Genomic DNA, 20,326 nt, shown 5'->3' with positions numbered 1-20,326 from the left:
CGGCCCCACCTTGAATCCGGAGTTGCCCATGGACCGCTTTCTGCAAGGCCGCACCGCCCTGGTGACCGGCAGTACGTCGGGCATTGGCCTGGCGGTCGCGCAGGCGCTGGCCGCCGCCGGCGCGCGCGTGGCGATCAACGGCCTGGGCACCGCCGCGCAGATCGAGGCGGCCGTGGCGAGCGTGACCGCCGCCGGCAGCGAGGCGAAACATTTCGCCGCCGATCTGCGTCGTTCCCATGAGATCGACACCCTGATCGATGCCGTGCAGGCCTGGGGCGCGATCGATGTGCTGGTGAACTGCGCCGGGATCCAGCACGCCGCACCGTTGGCCGAACAGCCCACGCACAAGTGGGACGACATCATCGCGCTCAACCTCAGCGCCGCCTTCCACACCATGCAGCAGACGTTGCCGGGCATGGCCGAACGCGGCTACGGCCGGGTGGTCAACATCGCCTCGGTGCACGGGCTGGTGGCCTCCAAATACAAGGCGCCGTATGTGGCCAGCAAATTCGGTATCGTCGGCCTGAGCAAGGTCGCCGCACTGGAGTACGCCACCGCCGGCAGCCGCGACAGTGGCGGGGTGACCGTCAACTGCGTCTGCCCGGGCTGGGTGGAAACGCCGCTGATCGAGCCGCAGATCCAGGCCCACCGCAACGGCGGCAGCCGTGACCAGGGCGTGCGCGCACTGCTGGAAGAGAAGCAACCGAGCCTGCGCATGTCGTTGCCCGAGGACATCGCGGCGATGGTGGTTTGGCTTTGCCGCCGCGAGGCCCACAATGTCACCGCCGCCGCCATGCCGATGGACGGAGGCTGGACCGCCCAGTAACCAGGACCTTGCCCATGACCACGCTGTTGATCGCCGACGACCATCCGCTGTTCCGCGCCGCGCTGCGCCAGGCGGCCAGCGAGGCGGTCAGCGACCTGCAGGTGCGCGAGGCCGAATCGCTGGACGGGGTGCTGGCCGCGCTTGATGCCGAACCGGAGATCGACCTGATCCTGCTGGACCTGCACATGCCCGGCAATCACGGTCTGGCCGGGCTGGCGGCCATCCGCGCCCAGCATCCGGGCGTGGCGGTTATCGTGGTCTCGGCCAACGATGATCCGCGCGTGGTGCGGCGCGCGCTCGATCACGGCGCCGCCGGTTACCTGCCCAAGAGTGCCGGCCTCAACGATCTGCGCGATGCGGTCCGCAGCGTGTTGGCCTGTGAACAATGGCTGCCGGCGGGGCTGCGCGCCGCAGTCTCGCGCGCGCAGTCCTCCAGCCACGACAGCGCACTGGCCGCACGCCTGGCCAGCCTGTCGCCGCAGCAGTTCCGGGTGCTGGTGCTGGTGGCACAGGGACTGCTCAACAAGCAGATCGCCGACCGGCTGGAGGTGCAGGAACGCACGGTCAAGGCGCATCTGTCGGCGATCTTCGAACGGTTGGGGGTACGCAACCGCACCCAGGCCAGCGTGGTGCTGCGCGAGCTGGAACTGAGCGACCCGGCGCGACAGGTCGTGTAGAAGCGCTCCGGAGCGATCCCGGGCCGGACGCCGCCGCGCCGCTTTATCGGCGGGCCCTGATTGCTCAGGCGGAAAGTTCAGCGGCCGCGCAGCAGCCGGTGCAACAGCATCCCGCCGATCATCGCCGGCACGAACCACAACACTTCCCGCGAAACCACGCCCACCCCCACCAGCGCCGGCCCCGGGCAATAGCCGGCCAGCCCCCAGCCGATCCCGAACAGCGCCGCCCCGATCAGCAGCGGGCGGTCCAGGGTACGCAGCGAGGACAGCTGGAAACTGGTGGCAAACACCGGCGCCGGGCGTTTGAGCACGAACCGGAACAGCACCAGCGTGGTGGTCACCGCCCCGCCCAGCACGAACAGCAAGGCCGGGTCGAAATCCCCGGCGACATCCAGAAAGCCGAGGATGCGCAGCGGATCGGTCATGCCTGATACCGCAAGGCCAATTCCAAACAGCGCGCCGGCCAGCAGCGCGGCGATAAGAATGCGGGAGGAGTTCATGCCAGATGCCTGACAACAAAGGTGGTGGCGATGGCGGTAGCCATGAAGGTCAGCACTGCAGCGAACGAGCGCGGCGACAGCCGCCCCAGCCCGCACACGCCATGGCCGCTGGTGCAGCCGCTGCCCATGCGGGTGCCGAAGCCGACCAGCAGGCCGGCCACGACCAGCATCCATACCGGGAAATCCTGCCGCGGCGTGTAGGCCCCGGGCACCAGCAGCAACCACGCCGCGCCCGCGCCAATCAGCCCGAGCAGGAACAGCACCCGCCATGCGGTCTCACCGGCGCGCGGCAACAGCACCCCACCGACGATGCCGCTGATGCCGGCGATACGGCCGTTGAGCCACAGCAGCAGCGTTGCCGCCAGACCGATCAGGACGCCGCCGATCAGCGGGGTCAGCCAGCCACTCACGAGGCCGCGCCCAGCTGGTTCAACGGCAGCCGGAAATAGCGGATGCCGTTGGCGTCCGGCTCGGGCAGGCGTCCGCCACGGATGTTGACCTGCAACGCCGGCAGGATCAGCCGCGGCGGTGCCAGCGTGGCGTCACGCTGCTGGCGCATGCGCACGAAATCGTCCTCCTGCACCCCGCCCTTCAGATGCACATTGCTTTCCAGTTGCTGCGCGGCGCTGGTCTGCGCCTGCGGTGCGCGCCGGTCACCTGGATAGTCGTGACACAGGAAGATGCGGGTGCTGGCCGGCAGCGCCAGGATGGTCTGGATCGAGGCGTACAGGCGGTGCGCATCGCCACCGGGGAAATCGGTGCGGGCGGTGCCGGTTTCCGGCGCGAACACGGTATCGCCGATAAAGGCGGCATCGCCGATCACGTAGGTCAGGCTGTCATCGGTGTGCCCCGGCGTGGCGATCACCCGCGCCTGCAGCCGGCCGATGCTGAAGCTCTCGCCGTCGGCGAACAGGCGGTCGAACTGGCGGCCGTCGGCGATGAACTCCTCGCCCAAGCCGAACAGCTGCTTGAAGCGCTGCTGCACCTGGATGATGCCGCGGCCGATCGCCACCGGCGCCTGCAGTTCATCGGCGAGGAAGCCGGCGGCGCTGAGATGGTCGGCATGGGCGTGGGTTTCCAGAATCCACTGCACCTGCAGACGCTGCGCGCGTACGAACGCCAGCACCGCCTCGGCCGAACGGGTGCCGATACGCGCACTGGCCGGGTCGAAATCCAGTACCGGATCGATGATCGCCGCCGCGCCGCCTTCGCCTTCGTGGACGACGTAGGTAAAGGTACCGCTGTCTTTGTCGAAGAACGGTTCGACGCCGGGAGAGTCCATCACGGTCTGGGACACGGGAACCACCATTTGCCATTTAGTTCAGTAAAAGCTAAATTAGCTCACCCTAAACACAAGAGCAAGCGCCGGTGTCGATCCCCCCCACACCACCGCCGACCGCCCCGGACTACGAACAGATGGGTGCGCATGCCGAGGACGCCGCGCGCCTGCTCAAGTCACTGGCCCATCCGGCGCGGTTGAAAGTGCTGTGCCGGCTGGTCGAGGGCGAAGCCTCGGTCAGCGAGCTGCAGGCGCTGGGGCATCTGTCGATGTCGGCGCTGTCGCAGCATCTGGCGGTGCTGCGCGAGCAGGAGCTGGTGCTGACCCGCCGCGATGCGCAGACCATCTTCTACTCGCTGGCCGACAGCCCGGCACTGGGCGTGATGCAGGTCCTGCACGCCGCCTACTGCGGCAATCCGGACGCCCACTGAGCGCCGCCGCGCGCACCGGAAACACCGGTCGCGCGTGATGCCAACTCAGTCCAGCAGACGCGCCATCGCCACGGCGCGCGCGGCCAGCAGCCGGTCCATGATCGACTTCAACGCCAGCGGCCGTACCGGTTTGTGCAGCAACGTCAGCCCCAGTTCCATCACCTCGCGGCGCGTGGCCAGGCTGTCATCGGCGCTGAGGATCAGCGTCGGGCGCGGGCCGAAACGGGCGCCCAGCCGGGCGTGCAGTGCGGTTCCGGTATCGCCGTCGTCGAGGTTGTAATCGAACAGCCACAGCGTCGCCGGCGACTGTTCCATCGCCGCCACCGCCCCGACCTCGCCGGTCGCCTCGGTCACCGCATGGCCCCAGCCGCGCAGCAGGGCGGCCAGCGCCGCCAGCGCGGCCGGGTCGTTGTCGACCACCAGCACCGGCAACGCCGCATTCGCAGCCACCGGCGTACGCCGCACCTCCAGCGACACCGGCGCCGCCACCACGCCCACCGACACCGAAAACACGGTGCCGCGTCCTTTCTGGCTGCGCAGCGCCAGCGGTGCCCGCAGCAGCCCGGCAATACGGTCGGCAATCGCCAGCCCCAGGCCCAGGCCCTGTCCGGCGGTCTCCTCGCCGCGCCGGAATTCCTCGAAGATCAGCTGGCGGTCGGCCTCGGCAATCCCCGGGCCGGTGTCGTGCACTTCGATCCGCGCCCGCCCCTGCTCGCGGCGCACGCCCAGCAGCACGCTGCCCTTGCTGGTGTAGCGCACCGCGTTGGCCAGAAAGTTCTGGATCACCCGCCGCAGCAGTTGCGGATCACTGTGCACCCACAGCTCGGTGGCCACATAGGCGAACGCCAGCCCGCGTGCATTGGCCAGCGCGCCGAACTCCGACGCCAGCGGCTCCAGCACTTCGGCCAGCGGCAGCTCGCGCGGTTGCGGCACCAGCCCGCCGGCCTCCAGCCGCGACATGTCGAACAACCCGGTCAGCAGGTCGGTGGTGGAATCGAGCGCGCCGCGGATCTGCACCACCGCCTGCTGCTGGTGCGGCGAGGCCACCTGCTGGGCCAGCGTGTCGGTGAACAGATGGGCGGCATGCAGCGGCTGCAGCAGATCGTGGCCGACCGCGGCCAGGAAACGGCTCTTGGCATCGTTGGCCCGTTCGGCCTCGCGCTTGGCCGACTCCAGCAACGCGGTGCGCTCGCCCACGCGCTGTTCCAGCGTCTCGTTGCTGCGCTTGAGTTCGCGTTCGGTGCGGCGGAAATCGGTGACATCGGTGAAAGTCGCCACGAAGCCGCCGCCGGGCATCGGATTGCCGCGGATCTCGACAATGCGGCCGTCGGGGAACACGCGCTCGGTCAGATGCGCGGTACCGGCCCGCATCAACGCCAGCCGCCGCGCCACCGCCCGCTCATCGGCGCCGCGCTGCGGCATCGCGTGCAAGGCCCAGCGGGTGAGATCGACAATCGGCCGCCCCACCTGCAGCAATTCGGCGGGAAAGCCGAACATGCGCGCATACGGTCGATTCCACGCCACCAGCCGCTGTTCGCCATCGATCACGCTGATGCCGTGGCTCAGGTTCTGCAGCGCCGCCTGCAACACCTGCTGGTTGAAGCGCAGATCCTGCGAGGCCTCACTGACGATCGCCGCGACCGTGGCCAGCGAGCCGCTTTCGCGCCGCGCCGCATCGAGCAGCAGTCGCGCCGAGGCCGCCCCCAGCACCGCCGACAGCTCACGCTCCAGCTGCGCTTCGGTCACCGCCGGCACCGGGCCATGGCGCGGCGCGGCGGCCAGCAACTGTTCGACCCGTTCATGGGCGAGGAACCGGCGCCCGGCGTCACGCAATGTGTCCGCATCCAGATTGCGGCTGGCCCGATGCGGGGTATCGCGGCGCCAGACCATCGCCAGCAACGTCACCCCCGTGCCCGTGAACAGACTGGCGCCGACCGCGCGCCCCAGCGGACTCCAGCCGGTCAGGCCGAACAGCGTCTGCGGCGCAAGCCACTGCCAGCCGAACGGGCCCTGCGCCAGCCACACCGGCGCGCGCCCGCCACCTTCCAGCAGTGAAGGCAGCAACAGCACCCACGCCCAGGTGGCAAACCCCGCCAGCACCCCGGCGATGGCCGCGCGTGGCGGGGTCTGTGGTCGCCAGATCGCGAAGGCCAGCACCGGCACCAGCGTGGCCAGCGCCGAAAACGACACCGCGCCGATATCGGCCAGCACATTGCCACCGCCAACCAGCCGGCTGTAACCCCAGGCCAGCAACATGATCACGCAGATGCCGCCGCGACGGAGCCATAGCAACTCGTTGCGGCGATCCCCGGCGCCGGCGCGGGACCAGGCCCCGCGCAGCAGGCCCGGGGCGAACCAGTGGTTGCCGATCATCAGGCTCAAGGTCAGCGTGCTGACCACCACCATGCCGGTGGCCGCACTCAGCCCGCCGAGGAAGGCGAACAGCGCGATGCCTTTGTGGCCGGCGGCAAATGGCAGGGCCAGGGTGTACATGTCGCTGGGCACCTTGCTGCCCAGCAGCGCGGAACCGGCCTTGGCCAGCGGCAGGATCGGCAGCGCGATCAGCAGCAGATACAGCGGAAACAGCCAGCGCGCGGTGCGCACGTCGGCCGGGTCGCGGCACTCGACCACCCCCATATGGAACTGGTGCGGCAGCAGGAACATCGCCAGCCCGCCCAGCAACACCAGTGGAATGAAGCCGCTTGCCGAGGCCGCGGCGACGGGAGCCGGCGCAACCGCCGGCATCTCGCCCAGCCCGAACCAGACAAACGCACCCAGCGCCAGCATCGCGGTCAGCTTGAACAGCGATTCCACCGCCATCGCCAGCACCAACCCCCGGTTGTGTTCGGAGACGTTGGCCCGGCGCGCGCCAAACAGCATCGCGAACAGCGCCATCGCCAGCGCCACATACAACGCACTGTCGCGCCACACCGCGCCGCCTTGGCCGGCATCGGCCGACCCGCTGGTGATCATGCCAAAGCTCATCGTCACCGCCTTGAGCTGCAGCGCGATATACGGAATCAGCCCGAGCGCGGCCACCAGCGTGACCGTGGCCGCCAGCCAGGCATCACGCCCCAGGCGCGCGGCAATCAGGTCCGCCAGCGAGGTCGCATTGGTTTCGCGGGCCAGCCGCACGAGCCGCACCATCACCCCGATCGCCAGGGCGTAGAACAGGATCGCGCCGACAAACGTCGGCGGCAGCGGCCAGCCATGGCGCGCGGCCTGGGTGACCGTGCCGTAGAACGTCCACGAGGTGCAGTGCACCGCCAGCGACAGCGCATACACATGCCGCCAGTGGCGGGCAAACGCTCTCGGTCGTCGCTCGCCATACAGCGCGGCCCCGAACATCAGCGCCAGCCAGGCCAGCCCCGCCAGCGCCACCGTCAGCAGACTCAACATGCGTACTGCGTCCCCTCGCCCATGGATAACCCCGTTTGCGGGGCAGGACACAGGATACGAGAGCGGCGGCATGCCGTCCGACATGCCGCCGCTCCAGGTCCATCAACTACCGCCGGTCAGAAGCTGTAACGCAGCGACACATACCAGTTGCGCGGCAGGCCGTAATAGGCGGTCTGGATATTGCCGACGCTGGCAAATTCCTGGCCTTCGCTCTTGTATTCCTTGTCGGTCAGGTTGCGCACACCGGCACGCGCCTGCCACACCAGCTGCGGCGAATCCCACACGCCGTAGGCGCCGACCAGCGCATAGGCGTCCTGGCTGAGCACTGCGCGGTTGTCCACCGACAGCCAGGTGTCACCGCGGTAGGACACATCGCCGCCGAAGGTCAGGTTGCCGCTGTCACCCAGCGAAACCACATGCTGCAGGGCCACACGGGCGGTCCAGTCCGGCGAGAACGGCACGTGCTTGTGGCTCACGTTCGGATCGAAACCCGGGTAGGACGGATCCAGACGGAAGTCCTCGAACCGGTCGTACTTGGCATCCAGCCAGCCGAGCTGCGCACTCAGCGTGGTGGCCTGGCCCAGCAGCGCGCTGCCTTCCAGTTCCACGCCCTTGATGTTGAGCTTGGCCGCGTTGAGCACCGGGAAGGTGCCCACGTCCTGCGACACGCGCGCCTGGAAGTCGCTGTAGTTGCTGTAGAACGCCGCCGCGCTGCCGCGGAAGCGGTGGTCGGCCGAGCTGCCCTTCAGGCCCAGCTCGTAGGTCCACACGTGCTCCGGATCGTACTTGGCGTGCTTGGTGTCATAAATGGTGTTGGCGCGGCCGTTGAAACCGCCGGACTTGAAGCCGCGGTTGGCCGACACGTAGGCCATCAGGTTGTCGCTGAACGCCTTCTGCAGGCTGACCGACGGGGTCACCGCGGTCCAGTCGGCCTTTGCGGCGAACGCCACGGTCTCGTTGATCGCGGTGAACGGGGCGCCCCAGAAGGTGCTGATGGTGCGGTCGTAATCCTTCTTGTCCCTGGTCCAGCGCACGCCGGCAGCCGCGGTCCAGCTCGGCACAAACTCCCAGTTGAGGTGGGCGAACGCGGCGGTGGAGGTGGTGGTCAGGTCGTCGTCGATGGTGCGCAGGAACGGCACCTTGGCCCCGAGGAAGGAGAACAGGTCATCGGCATAGGCTTCCTGGTGCGAAGGCACGTGCTCCTTCATGTAGTACGCGCCGAAGGTGGCGTGCACACTGCCGCCGTTGTCGTAGTGCAGCTGGAATTCCTGGCTGCGCTGGTCCTGGTTGAGGGCGACCAGCACGTCACCCAGCTCGAACTGGGAGGCATCGATATCGATGTACGACTTGGTCTTGAGCTGGCGGTAGGCGCTGATGCTCTTCAGCGTCCACTGCTCGTTGACGTCCCATTCCATCGCCAGCGAGGCACCGGAGTGCTTCAGGTACTGGCCCTGGCCATCGTCGAACGAGGTCCGTGCACGACGGTTCCACTCGCCGGTCTCACCCGGCTGCAACACGATCACCCCCGCTGGTGCCAGGCTGGTCTGGCGCAGGTCCGCCATCGGCCGGCCCATCGTCAGCGCCGCATCCTGTTTGGTGGTATCCAGCGAGAATGTGGCGCGGAAGTTGTCGACCGGGTTGAACGCCATCTTCAGCCGCAGCGCCTCGGTGTCGTCGTCGTTGTAGTGCTTGCCGGTCACGGCATCCTTGACGTAGCCGTCGTTGGTGATCTTGGCCCCGGCGATGCTGGCGGCCACGGTGTCGCTGAGCTTGCCCGAGACGTAGAAGCGCCCTTCCAGGCGGCCGTAGTCACCGGCGGTGACTTCCACCGCGCCGCCTTCGTTGTCGAACGGATTCTTGGTGGTCAGCTTGATCGCGCCACCGGTGGAGTTCTTGCCGTACAGCGTGCCCTGCGGGCCGCGCAGCACTTCCAGCTGCTGGATGTCGAACAGCGAGAACAACGCCCCGTTGATGCGCGAGTAGTAGACGTCATCGACGTACATGCCCACGCCCGGGTCGAAGGTCTGCAGCGCATCGGGCTGGCCAATGCCGCGGATGAACACGTTGACGCTGTTGGCCGAACCACGCCCCTGGGCGATGTTCATGTTGGGCACCGCGCCCTGCAGGCCCTCGACCGTGCTGGCCTGCAGGTCCTTGATCTGCTCTTCGCTGAAGGCACTGACGGCCACCGGCACGTCCTGGATCGATTCGACCCGGCGCCGTGCGGTCACCGTCACGTTTTCCAACGTGGTCGGTTCATTGCCTGGCGCCGCCTTCGGCTTCGCGTCCTGTGCAAGGACCAGTGACGCCGGAGCCAGCAGTACACAGCCGATGGCCATGCTCAGATATTTGCGCTTCATAGGTCTCCCCTCCTCCCGGGTATGACGGGGCGACACGAGGGTGCCGCCCATGCTGCGCAAGTTAACGGACCGTTACGCACCGGCGTATCGTCCCTTCGTACAGTGGGCCGGCGCTCTCCACCTCCCGATACTCGGCGACATCTTGTATGGCCGGGGAGCTGTGGATGTCGTTTCTGATCGTATTGGCGGCCCTGTGCTTCCTGATGCTTGTCGCCTACCGCGGCTACAGCGTGATCCTGTTCGCGCCGGTGGCCGCGCTCGGCGCGGTGCTGTTGACCGACCCGTCGCTGGTGCAACCGATGTTCACCGGTTTGTTCATGGACAAGATGGTCGGCTTCCTGAAGCTGTACTTCCCGGTGTTCCTGCTCGGGGCGGTGTTCGGCAAGCTCATCGAGATTTCCGGCTTCTCCCGCTCCATCGTCAGCGCCACCATCAAACTGGTCGGCGCCCAGCGCGCGATGCTGTCGATCGTGCTGGTCTGCGCGCTGCTGACCTACGGTGGCGTGTCGCTGTTCGTGGTGGTGTTCGCGGTGTATCCGTTCGCGGCAGAGCTGTTCCGGCAGAGCGATATTCCCAAGCGGCTGATCCCCGGCACGATTGCACTTGGTGCGTTCACCTTCACCATGGACGCGCTGCCCGGCACGCCGCAGATCCAGAACATCATTCCGAGCGCGTTCTTCGGCACCACCAGCTGGGCCGCACCGACGCTGGGCGTGATCGGCAGCGTGGTCATCCTGATCCTGGGCATGAGCTATCTGGAATGGCGCCGGCGCGTCGCGATGCGGGCCGGCGAAGGCTATGCCGGCCACAGCGAGCTGCGCAACGAGCCCGACCCGTTCCGCGGTGACCGGCTGGCGCATCCCCTGGTGGCGGTCCTGCCACTGCTGCTGGTCGGCATTTCCAACTATCTGTTCACCCGCTGGATTCCCGGCTTCTATGGCGACACCCAGTCGTTCATCCCGGCGGTGATCGGCAACCCGGCGCCGGTGGTGCAGGAAGTGTCGAAGATGGCGGCGATCTGGGCCGTCCAGGGCGCGCTGCTGGTCGGCATCCTCAGCGTGATCGCGTTCGCCTGGAAGCCGGTGATCGGGGCCTTTGCCGAAGGCACCCGCTCGGCGATCAGTGGCGCCATGCTGGCCTCGATGAACACCGCCTCCGAGTACGGCTTCGGTGCGGTGATCGCCGCGCTGCCGGGCTTCCTGTCGGTCGCCCATGCGCTGGGCTCGATCCCCAATCCGCTGGTCAACGAGGCGGTATCGGTCACCGCGATGGCCGGCATCACCGGCTCGGCGTCCGGCGGCATGAGCATCGCGCTGGCGGCAATGGCCGACAGCTTCATTGCCAATGCACAGGCCGCGGGCATTCCGATGGAGGTACTGCACCGGGTCGCATCAATGGCTTCCGGCGGCATGGATACCCTGCCGCACAACGGCGCGGTGATCACCGTGCTGGCCGTCACCGGCCTGACCCATCGCCAGTCCTACAAGGACATCTTCGCCATCACCCTCATCAAGACGCTGGCGGTATTTGCGATCATCGCCGTGTACTACGCCACCGGCCTGGTCTGAGCAGCCACCGGTGGCATTGCCCGGTCACGCTGGCTCCCGTGCTGCGTGATCCGGGCAGGGACTGGCGCCGGCCACGTAGTGGACGGTGTTTGCGGCGGCAAACCGGCAGGCAGCCACCCGCCAGGTCCGTCCCCATCTCCTAACCCCGTCTTAGCGCTTATCCGCTTGTCGCCCGCCTGCAGCGCCCAGCCGGCTCGGCACAAGCTCATTGCGGCACAGCACCAACCGCCGGCACGATCATTCCGCGTGAAACGGCGGCCTGTTCCGACGCCGCAGACCCCGGGCGGCGCGTTGCCACGGCAAACGCCGCAGCGGTTTGCCCGCGCGGCGCCAAGGACGTCAACTCCGACACCGCTACGGAACGCCCCCCACCCGCATGCGCCTGCCGCCGCCCGCAACCGCGCTGCGCCGCGGCAGCGCCGTCCCGATGCGGCAGGCTCAACGCGGACATGACGTGTACCCCCAGCACCCCCCACTCCGTCCGCCCGCAGCGGAGGCACGGTCCTTCGCGGCGCGCCCCGCCAGCTCGGCCGTTTTGAATCCGGCGCAAAAAAAATCGCCCGGCTGCACATCACTGTGCATCACCGGGCGATTCTCACATCCGTGTCGGCGTCCTGCCTTTCCCCCAAACCTCCCTGTCCAGCTGGGTTCCGTTGAGCCGTACATCCCGCACTGGCCCGAATTCCGAATCCGTTCTGCTCAGCGTCTTTCTACCGGTTTTGCCGCCGCCGTCGTGGCAGCCTTCTTCGGGGGAGCCGTCCCGGCACCCACTTCGATCAGGTCACGATTCCTTTCGACCGTCTTCAAGCCGATTCCTTTCACCAGCGCCAGTTCCTCGACACTTTTGAAAGGACCGTTCGCCTGTCGGTGATCGACGATTGCCTGCGCCTTCGATGGGCCGACATTCACCAGCACCCGGTCCAGCTCCGCCGCATCGGCGGCGTTGATGTTGACCTTGTCAGCGGCGAGCGCCGAACCGGTCAACAACAGAGTCAGGACCAATGACTTCAGCATCACGGTGAAAAACTTCATCGCTACACTCCTTGTGACTTGGGATTGGACTGGCCGGCATCCCCGCCGGCTGGACCAGTGTCCCGCGCCACATGGACACAGCCTATCGCCCACCCCACCTTCATACAGCCGGTGAAAGGCGCATCCCTTTGTAGGGAAATCCCTACCCACGAGGCGGGCGTAGAATGTCGGGCCAGACATTGCACACCGGAGTATCCGTATGGACAGCGCCAAGATCGGCCAATTTCTCAGCGACAAGTGGGACAACGACATCATCCCGCAACTGGTCGACTACATCCGTATCCCCAACAAGTCACCGATGTTCGATGCGGACTGGGTGGCCAACGGCTATATGGACCAGGCCGTTTCGCTGATGGAAAGCTGGGCCAAGGCGCAGAAGATCCCCGGGCTGCAGGTGGAAGTGGTGCGACTGGAAGGCCGCACTCCGCTGATCTTCCTGGAAATCCCGGCCACCGGCCCGGAAACCGGCGATGACACCGTGCTGCTCTACGGCCACCTGGACAAGCAGCCGGAAATGACCGGCTGGGACGCGGATCTCGGCCCGTGGATTCCGGTCCTGCGTGGCGACAAACTTTACGGCCGCGGCGGCGCCGATGACGGCTACGCGATCTTCGGCTCGCTGGCCGCCCTGCTGGCCCTGCACGAACAGGGCCTGCCGCATGCCCGCTGCGTGATCCTGATCGAAGCCTGCGAAGAGTCGGGCAGCTACGACCTGCCGGCCTATGTCGACCATCTGGCGGGGCGTATCGGCAAGCCGTCGCTGGTCGTCTGCCTGGATTCGGGCTGCGCCAACTACGACCAGCTGTGGTGCACCACCTCGCTGCGCGGCCTGACCGGCGGCAACTTCACCGTCAAGGTGCTCAACGAGGGCGTGCACTCCGGCGATGCCTCCGGCGTGGTGCCATCCTCCTTCCGCCTGCTGCGCCAGCTGCTGTCGCGGATCGAGGATGAAAACACCGGCCGCATCCTGCTCGAGGGCCTGCACGTGGAAATTCCGGCCGAGCGACTGGAACAGGCACAGCGGGCGGCGGACGTGGTCGACACGGCGATCTTCGACAAGTTCCCGCTGGTCGATGGCCTCAAGCCGATGAGCGAGGACCTGACCGAGTTGGTGCTCAACCGCACCTGGCGCCCGGCCCTGTCGGTCACCGGCATCGGCGGCATGCCGGGGCTGGAGTCGGCCGGCAATGTGCTGCGCCCGGAAACGGCAGTGAAGCTGTCGCTGCGCCTGCCACCCACCGCCGATGGCAAGCGGTGTGGTGAGCTGCTCAAGGAAGCGTTGCTGCGCGATCCGCCGAACGGTGCCAAGGTCAGCCTCGATCTGGAAAAGGCGTCCACCGGCTGGAACGCGCCGGCCATGGCGCCGTGGCTGGAGAAAGCAATCGACGACGCCAGCCAGGCGTTTTTCAACAAGCCGGCGATGTACATGGGCGAAGGCGGATCGATCCCGTTCATGGGCATGCTCGGCGAGAAGTTCCCCGGTGCGCAGTTCATGATCACCGGCGTGCTCGGCCCGCACTCCAACGCGCACGGCCCCAACGAGTTCCTGCACATCCCGATGGGCAAGAAGGTCACCGCCTGCGTGTCGAAGGTGATCGTCGAGCACCACGCCGCCAGCCTGCGCGGTGAAACCAGCGGCTCGCCGGTACATGCCGACAGTGGCCTGCGCCACGGCGACCACGGCTGCTGCTGAGTCTGTCGCCGGTTTGATGACGGACGCAGCCCGGCCTTGCTAGGCTGCGTCCACTCATCCGGGGAATAGCACGCCATGGGCTCACTGTTCGGCAGCGACAGCTGGATCTACATCATCCTGGCCGGCTTCATCGTCGGCCTGCTCGGGCGTTTTTTCATGCCCGGCAACAACCGCATGGGCTGCCTGCTGACCATCGTGCTCGGCATCGCCGGGGCGCTGTTCGCCGGGTGGTTCGGCCAGTACATGGGCTGGTACGCGCGCGGCGAAGCGGCGGGCTTCATTGGCGCGATCCTGGGCGCGATCGGCATCCTTGCGTTGCTGCGCCTGTTCAGCGGCAAACGCTGAAAACAATCTCCTTCTACCAGGACGCATCGCCATTCCGCGGTGCGCTGACTGATCTTGCCGATGACTACCGAACCCGACGCCCCCCCTGTCCGCTCGCTGCACCGCCTGCAGTGGGCCCGAGATGCGCTGGGCGATCCCCGCGCGATATTGGAACGTGCGTCGGTGGATGCCGGATTCCGCAGCTACTGGCGCAGTCATGGCACCGGGGCGAGCCGCATCGTGATGGACTCGCCGCCACAGCAGGAGGACGTGCGCCCGTGGCTGCGCATCCGCGACCTGCTCGAAAGTGGCGAGGTGCGCGTGCCGGCGGTGTTGGCACGCGATGTCGATGCCGGTTTTCTGCTGCTGGAGGATCTGGGCGGACCGACCCTGGCCCAGGTCATCGACGGCGACAACGCCGACCTCCATTTCGATGCGGCAATCGGACAACTGTTGAAGCTGCAGAAAATCGCCCCTCCGCCGGGCATGGGCAGGTTTGGCGAAGCGCTGCTGCAACGTGATGCCGGCCTGTTCGAGGAATGGTTCCTGCGGCGTCATCTCGGCCTGCAACTGGACTGCGCTGAGCTGGAACACCTGGAACTGGTGCAGCGCCGTTTGATGGACAACGCGCTGGGCCAGCCCCACGTGCTGGTGCATCGCGATTTCATGCCGCGCAACCTGATGCCGGTTGCCGATGGTCCGGCGGTGCTCGACTTCCAGGACACGGTGATCGGACCGGTCGCCTACGACGCCATCAGCCTGTTCAAGGATGCGTTCCTGAGTTGGCCGCTGCCGCGCGTGGATGCCTGGCTGGCGCGCTATCACGCCCGCGCGCAGGAGGCGGGGATCGCCGTTCCGGCGCTGCCGGTGTTCCAGCGCGATGCCGACTGGCTGGGGGTGCAACGTCACCTCAAGATCCTGGGCATCTTCGCGCGCCTGCATTACCGCGATGCGAAGTCGAAATACCTTGCCGATGTACCGCGCTTCATCGCCTATCTGGAACAAGTGCTGCCGCGCCATCCACAGCTGCAGTCGCTCGACGCACTGCTGCAATCGCGGATCAAGCCCGCCCTGGCCCGTCAGGCGGCCCGCGCATGAAAGCGCTGATTTTTGCGGCCGGACTCGGCGAGCGCATGCGTCCGCTGACCGACCACACGCCCAAACCATTGCTGCACGCCGGCGGCAAACCTTTGATCGAATGGCATCTGCAGCGGCTGGCGGCGGTGGGCGTGCGCGAGGTGGTGATCAACACCAGTTGGCTGGCGCAGCAGTTCCCGCAGCAGCTGGGCAACGGCGAGCGCTGGAACCTGCAGCTGCACTATCTGCATGAAGGGAGCACCCCGCTGGAAACCGGCGGCGGCATGCTCAATGCCCTGCATCACCTGGGGAATGCGCCGTTTATCGCGGTCAATGGGGATATCTGGAGCGATTTCGATTTCGCGCAGCTGCCCGCCCAGCCGGCAGGTGACGCCCACCTGGTGCTGGTGGACAACCCCTTGCACCATCCGGAAGGCGATTTCGTACTGGATTGCGACGGCCGGCTGCATGGAAGCGGCGACCTGCCCCGCCTGACCTTTGCCGGGATCGGCGTGTATCGGCCCTCGCTGCTGCGGGACTGGAAAGCGGTGATCGGCGATGCCCAGGGCAGTACCTCCGCGCCGCCGCGCTTCAAACTGGCGCCGCTGCTGCGCGCGGCCATGGCCGGCAACGGTGTCAGTGGCCAGCACCACCGCGGCCGCTGGACCGATGTCGGTACCCCGCAGCGGCTGCAGCAGCTGGACCTGCAATTGCGCGGTGCGCGCGCCCGGTAGTTTGGCGCAACGGTTGCGCACGTCGTTCGCCAGTAAACGCCTGCGCCGGGCGCCACCCGGCACTACCGCAGACGCAGCGGCAGCGGGCCCGGACTCCCGCCGGTCCCGGCACTGTCTGCGGGGGCAGCTACGGTTACGCCGACGCCGGGTTTCCCAGCACGCGCTTCAGGAATGGCACGGTGATGCGGCGCTTGGCCGCCAGCGATTCGCGATCCAGCCGGTCCAGCAACGCAACCAGTCCGGAAAGATCCTGTCCGGTGCGGGTCAGCAGCCACTCGATTGCCGCCTGGTCCAAGGCCAGACCACGGCGTTGTGCACGATCCCGCAGAATCGCGCCGCGGCCATGGTCATCCAGCGGCGCCAGCACGATCCGCCCGCACTGCGACAGGCGTGACTTCAGATCCGGCAACACCAGTCCCAACGCCTCCGGCGTGGCCCGGGCGGTGTACAGCAGGGTGATGCCGGCACTGCGGGCGCGGTTGTGGAAGTCGAACAGCGCCACTTCCTCGTCGCGCTTGCCGGCGATCTGTTCCAAACCGTCCAGCGCAACCACGTCGCGATCTTCCAGCGCTTCCAGCGCATCGCGCAAACGCCCGGCCGCCGCGGCCAACGGCAGGTAGGCGGGCGCACGCCCGGCCTGTTCCGCCGCCGCGCACAGCGCCAGCGCCAGATGGGTCTTGCCGGTCGCCGCCGGGCCTGCCAGATAGACCCAGTCCAGGCTGTCACCGGCCGCCAACGCGCGCAATTGCGCCAAAGCGCCGGCGGGTGCCCCGATAAAATTCTCGAATCGCTGGTCGGGCGGGTAACGCAAGGCCAGCGGTAACTGCGGCACACTCACTTCTGTTCAACATCCTTCAGTGTTACCGCCACGTCCGCGGACGTGTCGACATAGGAATCGAGCACGATCGCCGGACCTTGTCCCGCATACAGTTCGCTTTGCCGGTAGCGCTCGTGCGCATAGCGCAGCAGTACATTGATCACCGCCGCAGCGGGCAACGCCAGCAGCATGCCGAGGAACCCGAACAGCTGGCCACCCGCCATCACCGCGAAAATCACCGCCACCGGGTGCAGACCGATTTTGTCACCGACGATGCGCGGTGTCAGCACATAACTTTCCAGCAACTGGCCAAGGGTGAACACCACCGCGACCATCACCAGCAATTGCAGGTCGACACCCTGCGCCTGCACCAGTGCGGCCAGCACCGCCAGCACGATCCCGGTGGTGGCGCCCAGATAGGGAATGAAGCTGATCAGGCCGGCCACCAGGCCGATCAACAGACCCAGGTTGAGCCCTGCCAGCGACAGCCCTGCGGCATAGACGATGCCCAGCGCGATCATCACCACGATCTGGCCGCGGATGAATGCCGCCAGCACGTCGTTGGATTCGCGCGCCAGCCGCGTGGCAGTGGCGATATGGTCGCGCGGGATCAACGAAGCGACCCGCTCCACCAGCTTGTCCCAGTCCCGCAGGAAGTAGAAGGCCAGCACCGGCAGCAACACGATGTTGACCGCCCAGGCCACCATCGCAAACCCCGAACGCGACAGATAGCCGAAGAACGCGGCGGCCACCCCTCCGGCCTGCTGCCAGTGGCTGCGCGCCCACTCCACCAGCCGCTGCGGATCCAGCCAGCTGATCAGCTCCAGGCCGGTTTTCTGCTCCAGCCACGGAAGCGCGGTGGTGATCAGCCACTGCTGGCCCTGCGGCAATACCGCCAGCAGGGTCACGATCTGGCGCTCGATCATCGGCACCAGGATCAGCAGCGCCAATGCCAGCAGCAGCACCATCAACACGAATACCAGGATGACAGCGGTGTTGCGCGAACGCCCGGCCGCTTCCAGCCGGTCCACCAGCGGGTCGCCCAGCCAGGCCAGCATCAACGCGACCACGAACGGGGTCAGGATCGGTGCAAGCACCCAGGTCACCCAGAGCGCGGCGACGGTCACCGCGGTCCATTTCAGGCGGCGCAGGAACAACGCGATTTCCGCTTCCGGTGTTACCCCGCTCATCGCATGCGGTACTCGGCCATCCGGCTTTCGCCGGCCGGTTGCCCGCGGTCTTCGGCCGGTGGCGTCACCGGTGCCAGCGCGGCATCCGTGCCCAGCATGCGATTGAAGCCGGGCAACCCGGTCATCAACTCCAGGTCCAGCTCCAGCCGGTCGGCGGAGGCACGGACCGGCACCATCGCCTTCACCACCGGCACGCCCTGCAACGCCACGGCCAGGCGCAGGTAGTCATCGGCGCTGTAGATGCCGCTTACCGCCACCCGGTAGATTCCCGGGGCGCCGGCGACACCGGCCTTGGCATAGCGTTTGACCAGCGCGTCGGCCGCGCCATCGGCGCCACCGGCCATGGCGCGGCGGGCATCGCCTTCGCGCGTGCTCCAGTTCGACAGCACCTTGCCCGCGTCCACAAACACCCAGTCCGCCACCCAGCCGCCGTCCTGCCCGCGATACAGCTTGCCGATCAACTGCATCGGCGGCGAATAGCGGGCCGAAGCCCGCGCCACCGCGGCGGTGTCCTGGCGCCAGATCGCGCCCACCAGCGCCTGTTCGGCCGCGCTGCCACCGGGCAATCCCAGCCTGAAACCCCGTTCGATCGCCCGGTCCAGCAACGGCCGCGCCGCAGCGGACTGCTGCACGCTCACCAGCCGCGGGCCGCTGCCATCATCGATGGCCAGCCACACCACCGGCTTGGGCCGCGGCTGCGGCCACACCGGCAGGCCCAGCGCCGCCACCAGCCCGTCCACGTCATCGGCACGGAAGCGCGCCACCAGCAGCGTACGGAAACTGGGCGCGCCAGTGGCCGAGGTGCTCTGATCCTGGCGGTAGTCGTAGCTTTCGACGTAATCCTTGGCATTGCGCAGCGCCTGCCCGACCCCGGGACGGGTCATCGCACTGCGGTCGCCGGACAGTTTGCCCAGCACATTGCCCAGCGCGCGCGCCAACGCGCCGTTGCGGTCGGCCTCGGACTGGCTGTTCACCGGCACCTCGGCTTCATAGGCACCGTGCGCACTGGCAATGTCGCCTTCAGTGCGCATTGCCGACTGCGCCAGCGCCGCCGGAGCAGGCAGGCAAAGTGCCAGAAACAGGATTATGGCCAGGCTGCGACGCATTGAAAATTCCATTGCTCGACGATTCCAGGGGGAATTGTTGCCCGAATGCGGCCTTGGCGCCAACGCGGCTGTTAAAATCGCCTGTCCACTCCGCCAGTGCAGCCGCCCGTGACCACCCCCTCGACTCCTGCCAATCCTCCCCTCACCTATCGTGACGCCGGTGTCGACATCGACGCGGGCAACGAACTGGTGGAACGCATCAAGCCGCTGGTCAAGCGCAGTTTCCGCCCGGAAGTGATGGGCGGACTGGGCGGCTTCGGCGCGCTGTTCGACCTGTCCGGCAAGTACCGCGAGCCGGTGCTGGTCTCGGGTACCGACGGGGTCGGCACCAAGCTCAAACTGGCGCAGCAGCTCGGCCGCCACGACACCATCGGCATCGACCTGGTCGCCATGTGCGTCAACGACGTGCTGGTGCAGGGCGCCGAACCGCTGTTTTTCCTGGATTATTTCGCCACCGGCAAGCTGGATATCGATACCGCTGCGGCGGTGGTCGGCGGCATCGCCAACGGCTGCACCGAAGCCGGCTGCGCCCTGATCGGCGGCGAAACCGCGGAAATGCCGGACATGTACGCGCCAGGCGAATACGACCTGGCCGGTTTCACCGTGGCCGCGGTCGAGAAGTCCGAACTGCTGGACGGTTCGGCCGTGCAGCAAGGCGATGTGCTGATCGGCATCGCTTCTTCCGGCCCGCACTCCAACGGTTATTCGCTGGTCCGCCGCATCTATGAACGTGCCGGCAGCCCGGCCGAGCTGCTGCTCGCGGATGGGGTGAAGCTGGTCGATGCACTGATGGCGCCGACCCGCCTGTATGTGAAGCCGATCCTGTCGCTGCTGAAGTCCCACGGCGCGGCGATCCACGGCATGGCGCATATCACCGGCGGCGGGCTGACCGAAAACATCATCCGTGTGGTTCCGGATGGCCTGGGCGTGGAGATCGACGCCAGCCGCTGGACCCTGCCGCCGGTATTCCAGTGGCTGCAGCGCGAAGGCGCGGTGGCCAACAGCGAAATGTGGCGCACCTTCAACTGCGGCATCGGCTTCGTGCTGGTGGTACCGCCGCAGCAGGCCGCAGCAGTGAGCAGTGCACTGGACGCGCTGGAACTGCCGCACTGGCAGATCGGTGCCGTGGTGACGGCCGCCAGCGGTGAACGCGTCCACATCGGCTGAGCCGGGCATTTCCGCGATGCAGAGGGCAAAAAAGGCCGCGCACGCAAGCGCGCTCGCGGCCTTGTGCGATCCCCGGGACCAGGTCGCCGGCCAGCAAGGCGACAGCGGGGACGCACATGCCGACATGATGCCGGCCCCGCCCGGCA

Annotated in this window: 18 protein-coding genes; 9 read left to right on the top strand and 9 right to left on the bottom strand. The window is 67.3% G+C overall.

Annotated features, from left to right (window positions below; all coding sequences use genetic code 11):
- Nucleotides 1-28 precede the first annotated feature (28 nt).
- Together QZH66_RS02585 and QZH66_RS02580 are read left to right on the top strand one after the other, a co-directional pair.
- Entirely contained in the window at nt 29-826 is a 798-nt protein-coding gene (locus QZH66_RS02585; protein ID WP_305804388.1) for a 3-hydroxybutyrate dehydrogenase, read from the top strand.
- 14 nt (nt 827-840) lie between these two features.
- The gene (locus tag QZH66_RS02580; RefSeq protein WP_305804387.1) at nt 841-1,503 is read left to right on the top strand and encodes a response regulator transcription factor; all 663 of its coding nucleotides are present in this window, start codon (nt 841-843) and stop codon (nt 1,501-1,503) included.
- Nucleotides 1,504-1,580: 77 nt separating this feature from the next.
- Here the strand turns inward: QZH66_RS02580 and QZH66_RS02575 are convergent, their stop codons facing one another.
- From QZH66_RS02575 to QZH66_RS02565, 3 genes are read right to left on the bottom strand one after another with little or no spacing between them, the layout of a single operon-like run.
- Nucleotides 1,581-2,003 carry a DUF6691 family protein gene (locus QZH66_RS02575; RefSeq protein WP_305804386.1) on the bottom strand — a complete coding sequence of 141 codons (423 nt, stop codon included), beginning with the start codon at nt 2,001-2,003 and terminating at the stop codon, nt 1,581-1,583.
- A complete protein-coding gene (locus tag QZH66_RS02570) occupies nt 2,000-2,413 on the bottom strand; it encodes a YeeE/YedE family protein (RefSeq protein ID WP_305804385.1) in 414 nt (137 codons plus the stop codon). Before QZH66_RS02570 ends, QZH66_RS02575 begins: the two co-directional genes overlap by 4 nt.
- Nucleotides 2,410-3,285 carry an MBL fold metallo-hydrolase gene (locus QZH66_RS02565; protein ID WP_305804384.1) on the bottom strand — a complete coding sequence of 292 codons (876 nt, stop codon included), beginning with the start codon at nt 3,283-3,285 and terminating at the stop codon, nt 2,410-2,412. The genes QZH66_RS02570 and QZH66_RS02565 overlap by 4 nt, the downstream gene beginning before the upstream one ends.
- A gap of 134 nt (nt 3,286-3,419) precedes the next feature.
- On the opposite strand from QZH66_RS02565, the gene QZH66_RS02560 reads away from it, so the two are divergent.
- Nucleotides 3,420-3,713 carry a metalloregulator ArsR/SmtB family transcription factor gene (locus QZH66_RS02560; protein WP_305804498.1) on the top strand — a complete coding sequence of 98 codons (294 nt, stop codon included), beginning with the start codon at nt 3,420-3,422 and terminating at the stop codon, nt 3,711-3,713.
- A gap of 45 nt (nt 3,714-3,758) precedes the next feature.
- Here QZH66_RS02560 and QZH66_RS02555 read toward each other — a convergent pair whose 3' ends face one another.
- Nucleotides 3,759-7,112, bottom strand: coding sequence for a PAS-domain containing protein (locus QZH66_RS02555; RefSeq protein WP_305804383.1), 3,354 nt, complete (start codon nt 7,110-7,112; stop codon nt 3,759-3,761).
- Between the two features lie 116 nt (nt 7,113-7,228).
- Nucleotides 7,229-9,472, bottom strand: coding sequence for a TonB-dependent receptor (locus tag QZH66_RS02550; RefSeq protein ID WP_305804382.1), 2,244 nt, complete (start codon nt 9,470-9,472; stop codon nt 7,229-7,231).
- Between the two features lie 164 nt (nt 9,473-9,636).
- Here QZH66_RS02550 and QZH66_RS02545 point away from each other — a divergent pair, with 164 nt between their 5' ends.
- Nucleotides 9,637-11,040 (top strand): GntP family permease, encoded by a 1,404-nt coding sequence (locus QZH66_RS02545; RefSeq protein WP_305804381.1) that lies wholly within the window; start codon nt 9,637-9,639, stop codon nt 11,038-11,040.
- Between the two features lie 699 nt (nt 11,041-11,739).
- Here the strand turns inward: QZH66_RS02545 and QZH66_RS02540 are convergent.
- Nucleotides 11,740-12,072, bottom strand: a complete 333-nt coding sequence (locus QZH66_RS02540; protein WP_305804380.1) for a ComEA family DNA-binding protein — start codon at nt 12,070-12,072, stop codon at nt 11,740-11,742.
- 199 nt (nt 12,073-12,271) lie between these two features.
- Between QZH66_RS02540 and QZH66_RS02535 the strand changes: the two genes are divergently transcribed.
- From QZH66_RS02535 to murU, 4 genes are all read left to right on the top strand, one after another.
- Entirely contained in the window at nt 12,272-13,765 is a 1,494-nt protein-coding gene (locus QZH66_RS02535; protein ID WP_305804379.1) for a M20 family metallopeptidase, read from the top strand.
- Nucleotides 13,766-13,840: 75 nt separating this feature from the next.
- On the top strand, nt 13,841-14,110 hold the full coding sequence (locus QZH66_RS02530) for a GlsB/YeaQ/YmgE family stress response membrane protein (RefSeq protein ID WP_305804378.1): 270 nt from the start codon (nt 13,841-13,843) through the stop codon (nt 14,108-14,110).
- Nucleotides 14,111-14,170: 60 nt separating this feature from the next.
- On the top strand, nt 14,171-15,187 hold the full coding sequence (locus QZH66_RS02525; protein WP_305804377.1) for a phosphotransferase: 1,017 nt from the start codon (nt 14,171-14,173) through the stop codon (nt 15,185-15,187).
- Nucleotides 15,184-15,900 (top strand): N-acetylmuramate alpha-1-phosphate uridylyltransferase MurU, encoded by a 717-nt coding sequence (gene murU / locus QZH66_RS02520; RefSeq protein WP_305804376.1) that lies wholly within the window; start codon nt 15,184-15,186, stop codon nt 15,898-15,900. Before QZH66_RS02525 ends, murU begins: the two co-directional genes overlap by 4 nt.
- Before the next feature lie 133 nt (nt 15,901-16,033).
- Here the strand turns inward: murU and hda are convergent, their stop codons facing one another.
- Genes hda through QZH66_RS02505 form a run of 3 tightly spaced genes read right to left on the bottom strand, consistent with a single transcriptional unit; the run spans nt 16,034 to nt 19,025 of the window.
- A complete protein-coding gene (gene hda, locus QZH66_RS02515) occupies nt 16,034-16,738 on the bottom strand; it encodes a DnaA regulatory inactivator Hda (protein WP_305804375.1) in 705 nt (234 codons plus the stop codon).
- Nucleotides 16,735-17,907: an AI-2E family transporter gene (locus tag QZH66_RS02510; protein WP_305804374.1), complete on the bottom strand. Its 1,173-nt coding sequence runs from the start codon at nt 17,905-17,907 to the stop codon at nt 16,735-16,737. The genes hda and QZH66_RS02510 overlap by 4 nt, the downstream gene beginning before the upstream one ends.
- Entirely contained in the window at nt 17,904-19,025 is a 1,122-nt protein-coding gene (locus QZH66_RS02505; protein WP_305804373.1) for a DUF2066 domain-containing protein, read from the bottom strand. The genes QZH66_RS02510 and QZH66_RS02505 overlap by 4 nt, the downstream gene beginning before the upstream one ends.
- Nucleotides 19,026-19,121: 96 nt before the next feature.
- Here QZH66_RS02505 and purM point away from each other — a divergent pair, with 96 nt between their 5' ends.
- A complete protein-coding gene (purM, locus tag QZH66_RS02500) occupies nt 19,122-20,180 on the top strand; it encodes a phosphoribosylformylglycinamidine cyclo-ligase (protein ID WP_305804372.1) in 1,059 nt (352 codons plus the stop codon).
- Nucleotides 20,181-20,326: the final 146 nt, after the last annotated feature.

The sequence above is a fragment of the Stenotrophomonas sp. YIM B06876 genome (assembly GCF_030711595.1).
GTDB lineage: Bacteria > Pseudomonadota > Gammaproteobacteria > Xanthomonadales > Xanthomonadaceae > Stenotrophomonas.
Note: the sequence above shows the minus strand (reverse complement) of the source record. Positions and strands in the feature narration are given on the sequence as shown.

Excerpts from the sequence above, each read along its gene's own strand:
- QZH66_RS02545 (WP_305804381.1), top strand. The coding sequence starts at position 9,637 with ATGTCGTTTCTGATCGTATTGGCGGCCCTGTGCTTCCTGATGCTTGTC.
- QZH66_RS02550 (WP_305804382.1), bottom strand. The coding sequence starts at position 9,472 with ATGAAGCGCAAATATCTGAGCATGGCCATCGGCTGTGTACTGCTGGCT.
- QZH66_RS02560 (WP_305804498.1), top strand. The coding sequence starts at position 3,420 with ATGGGTGCGCATGCCGAGGACGCCGCGCGCCTGCTCAAGTCACTGGCC.
- QZH66_RS02580 (WP_305804387.1), top strand. The coding sequence starts at position 841 with ATGACCACGCTGTTGATCGCCGACGACCATCCGCTGTTCCGCGCCGCG.
- QZH66_RS02505 (WP_305804373.1), bottom strand. The coding sequence starts at position 19,025 with ATGGAATTTTCAATGCGTCGCAGCCTGGCCATAATCCTGTTTCTGGCA.
- QZH66_RS02535 (WP_305804379.1), top strand. The coding sequence starts at position 12,272 with ATGGACAGCGCCAAGATCGGCCAATTTCTCAGCGACAAGTGGGACAAC.
- QZH66_RS02555 (WP_305804383.1), bottom strand. The coding sequence starts at position 7,112 with ATGTTGAGTCTGCTGACGGTGGCGCTGGCGGGGCTGGCCTGGCTGGCG.
- QZH66_RS02525 (WP_305804377.1), top strand. The coding sequence starts at position 14,171 with ATGACTACCGAACCCGACGCCCCCCCTGTCCGCTCGCTGCACCGCCTG.
- QZH66_RS02565 (WP_305804384.1), bottom strand. The coding sequence starts at position 3,285 with ATGGACTCTCCCGGCGTCGAACCGTTCTTCGACAAAGACAGCGGTACC.
- QZH66_RS02510 (WP_305804374.1), bottom strand. The coding sequence starts at position 17,907 with ATGAGCGGGGTAACACCGGAAGCGGAAATCGCGTTGTTCCTGCGCCGC.
- QZH66_RS02585 (WP_305804388.1), top strand. The coding sequence starts at position 29 with ATGGACCGCTTTCTGCAAGGCCGCACCGCCCTGGTGACCGGCAGTACG.
- QZH66_RS02540 (WP_305804380.1), bottom strand. The coding sequence starts at position 12,072 with ATGAAGTTTTTCACCGTGATGCTGAAGTCATTGGTCCTGACTCTGTTG.
- murU (WP_305804376.1), top strand. The coding sequence starts at position 15,184 with ATGAAAGCGCTGATTTTTGCGGCCGGACTCGGCGAGCGCATGCGTCCG.
- QZH66_RS02530 (WP_305804378.1), top strand. The coding sequence starts at position 13,841 with ATGGGCTCACTGTTCGGCAGCGACAGCTGGATCTACATCATCCTGGCC.
- QZH66_RS02575 (WP_305804386.1), bottom strand. The coding sequence starts at position 2,003 with ATGAACTCCTCCCGCATTCTTATCGCCGCGCTGCTGGCCGGCGCGCTG.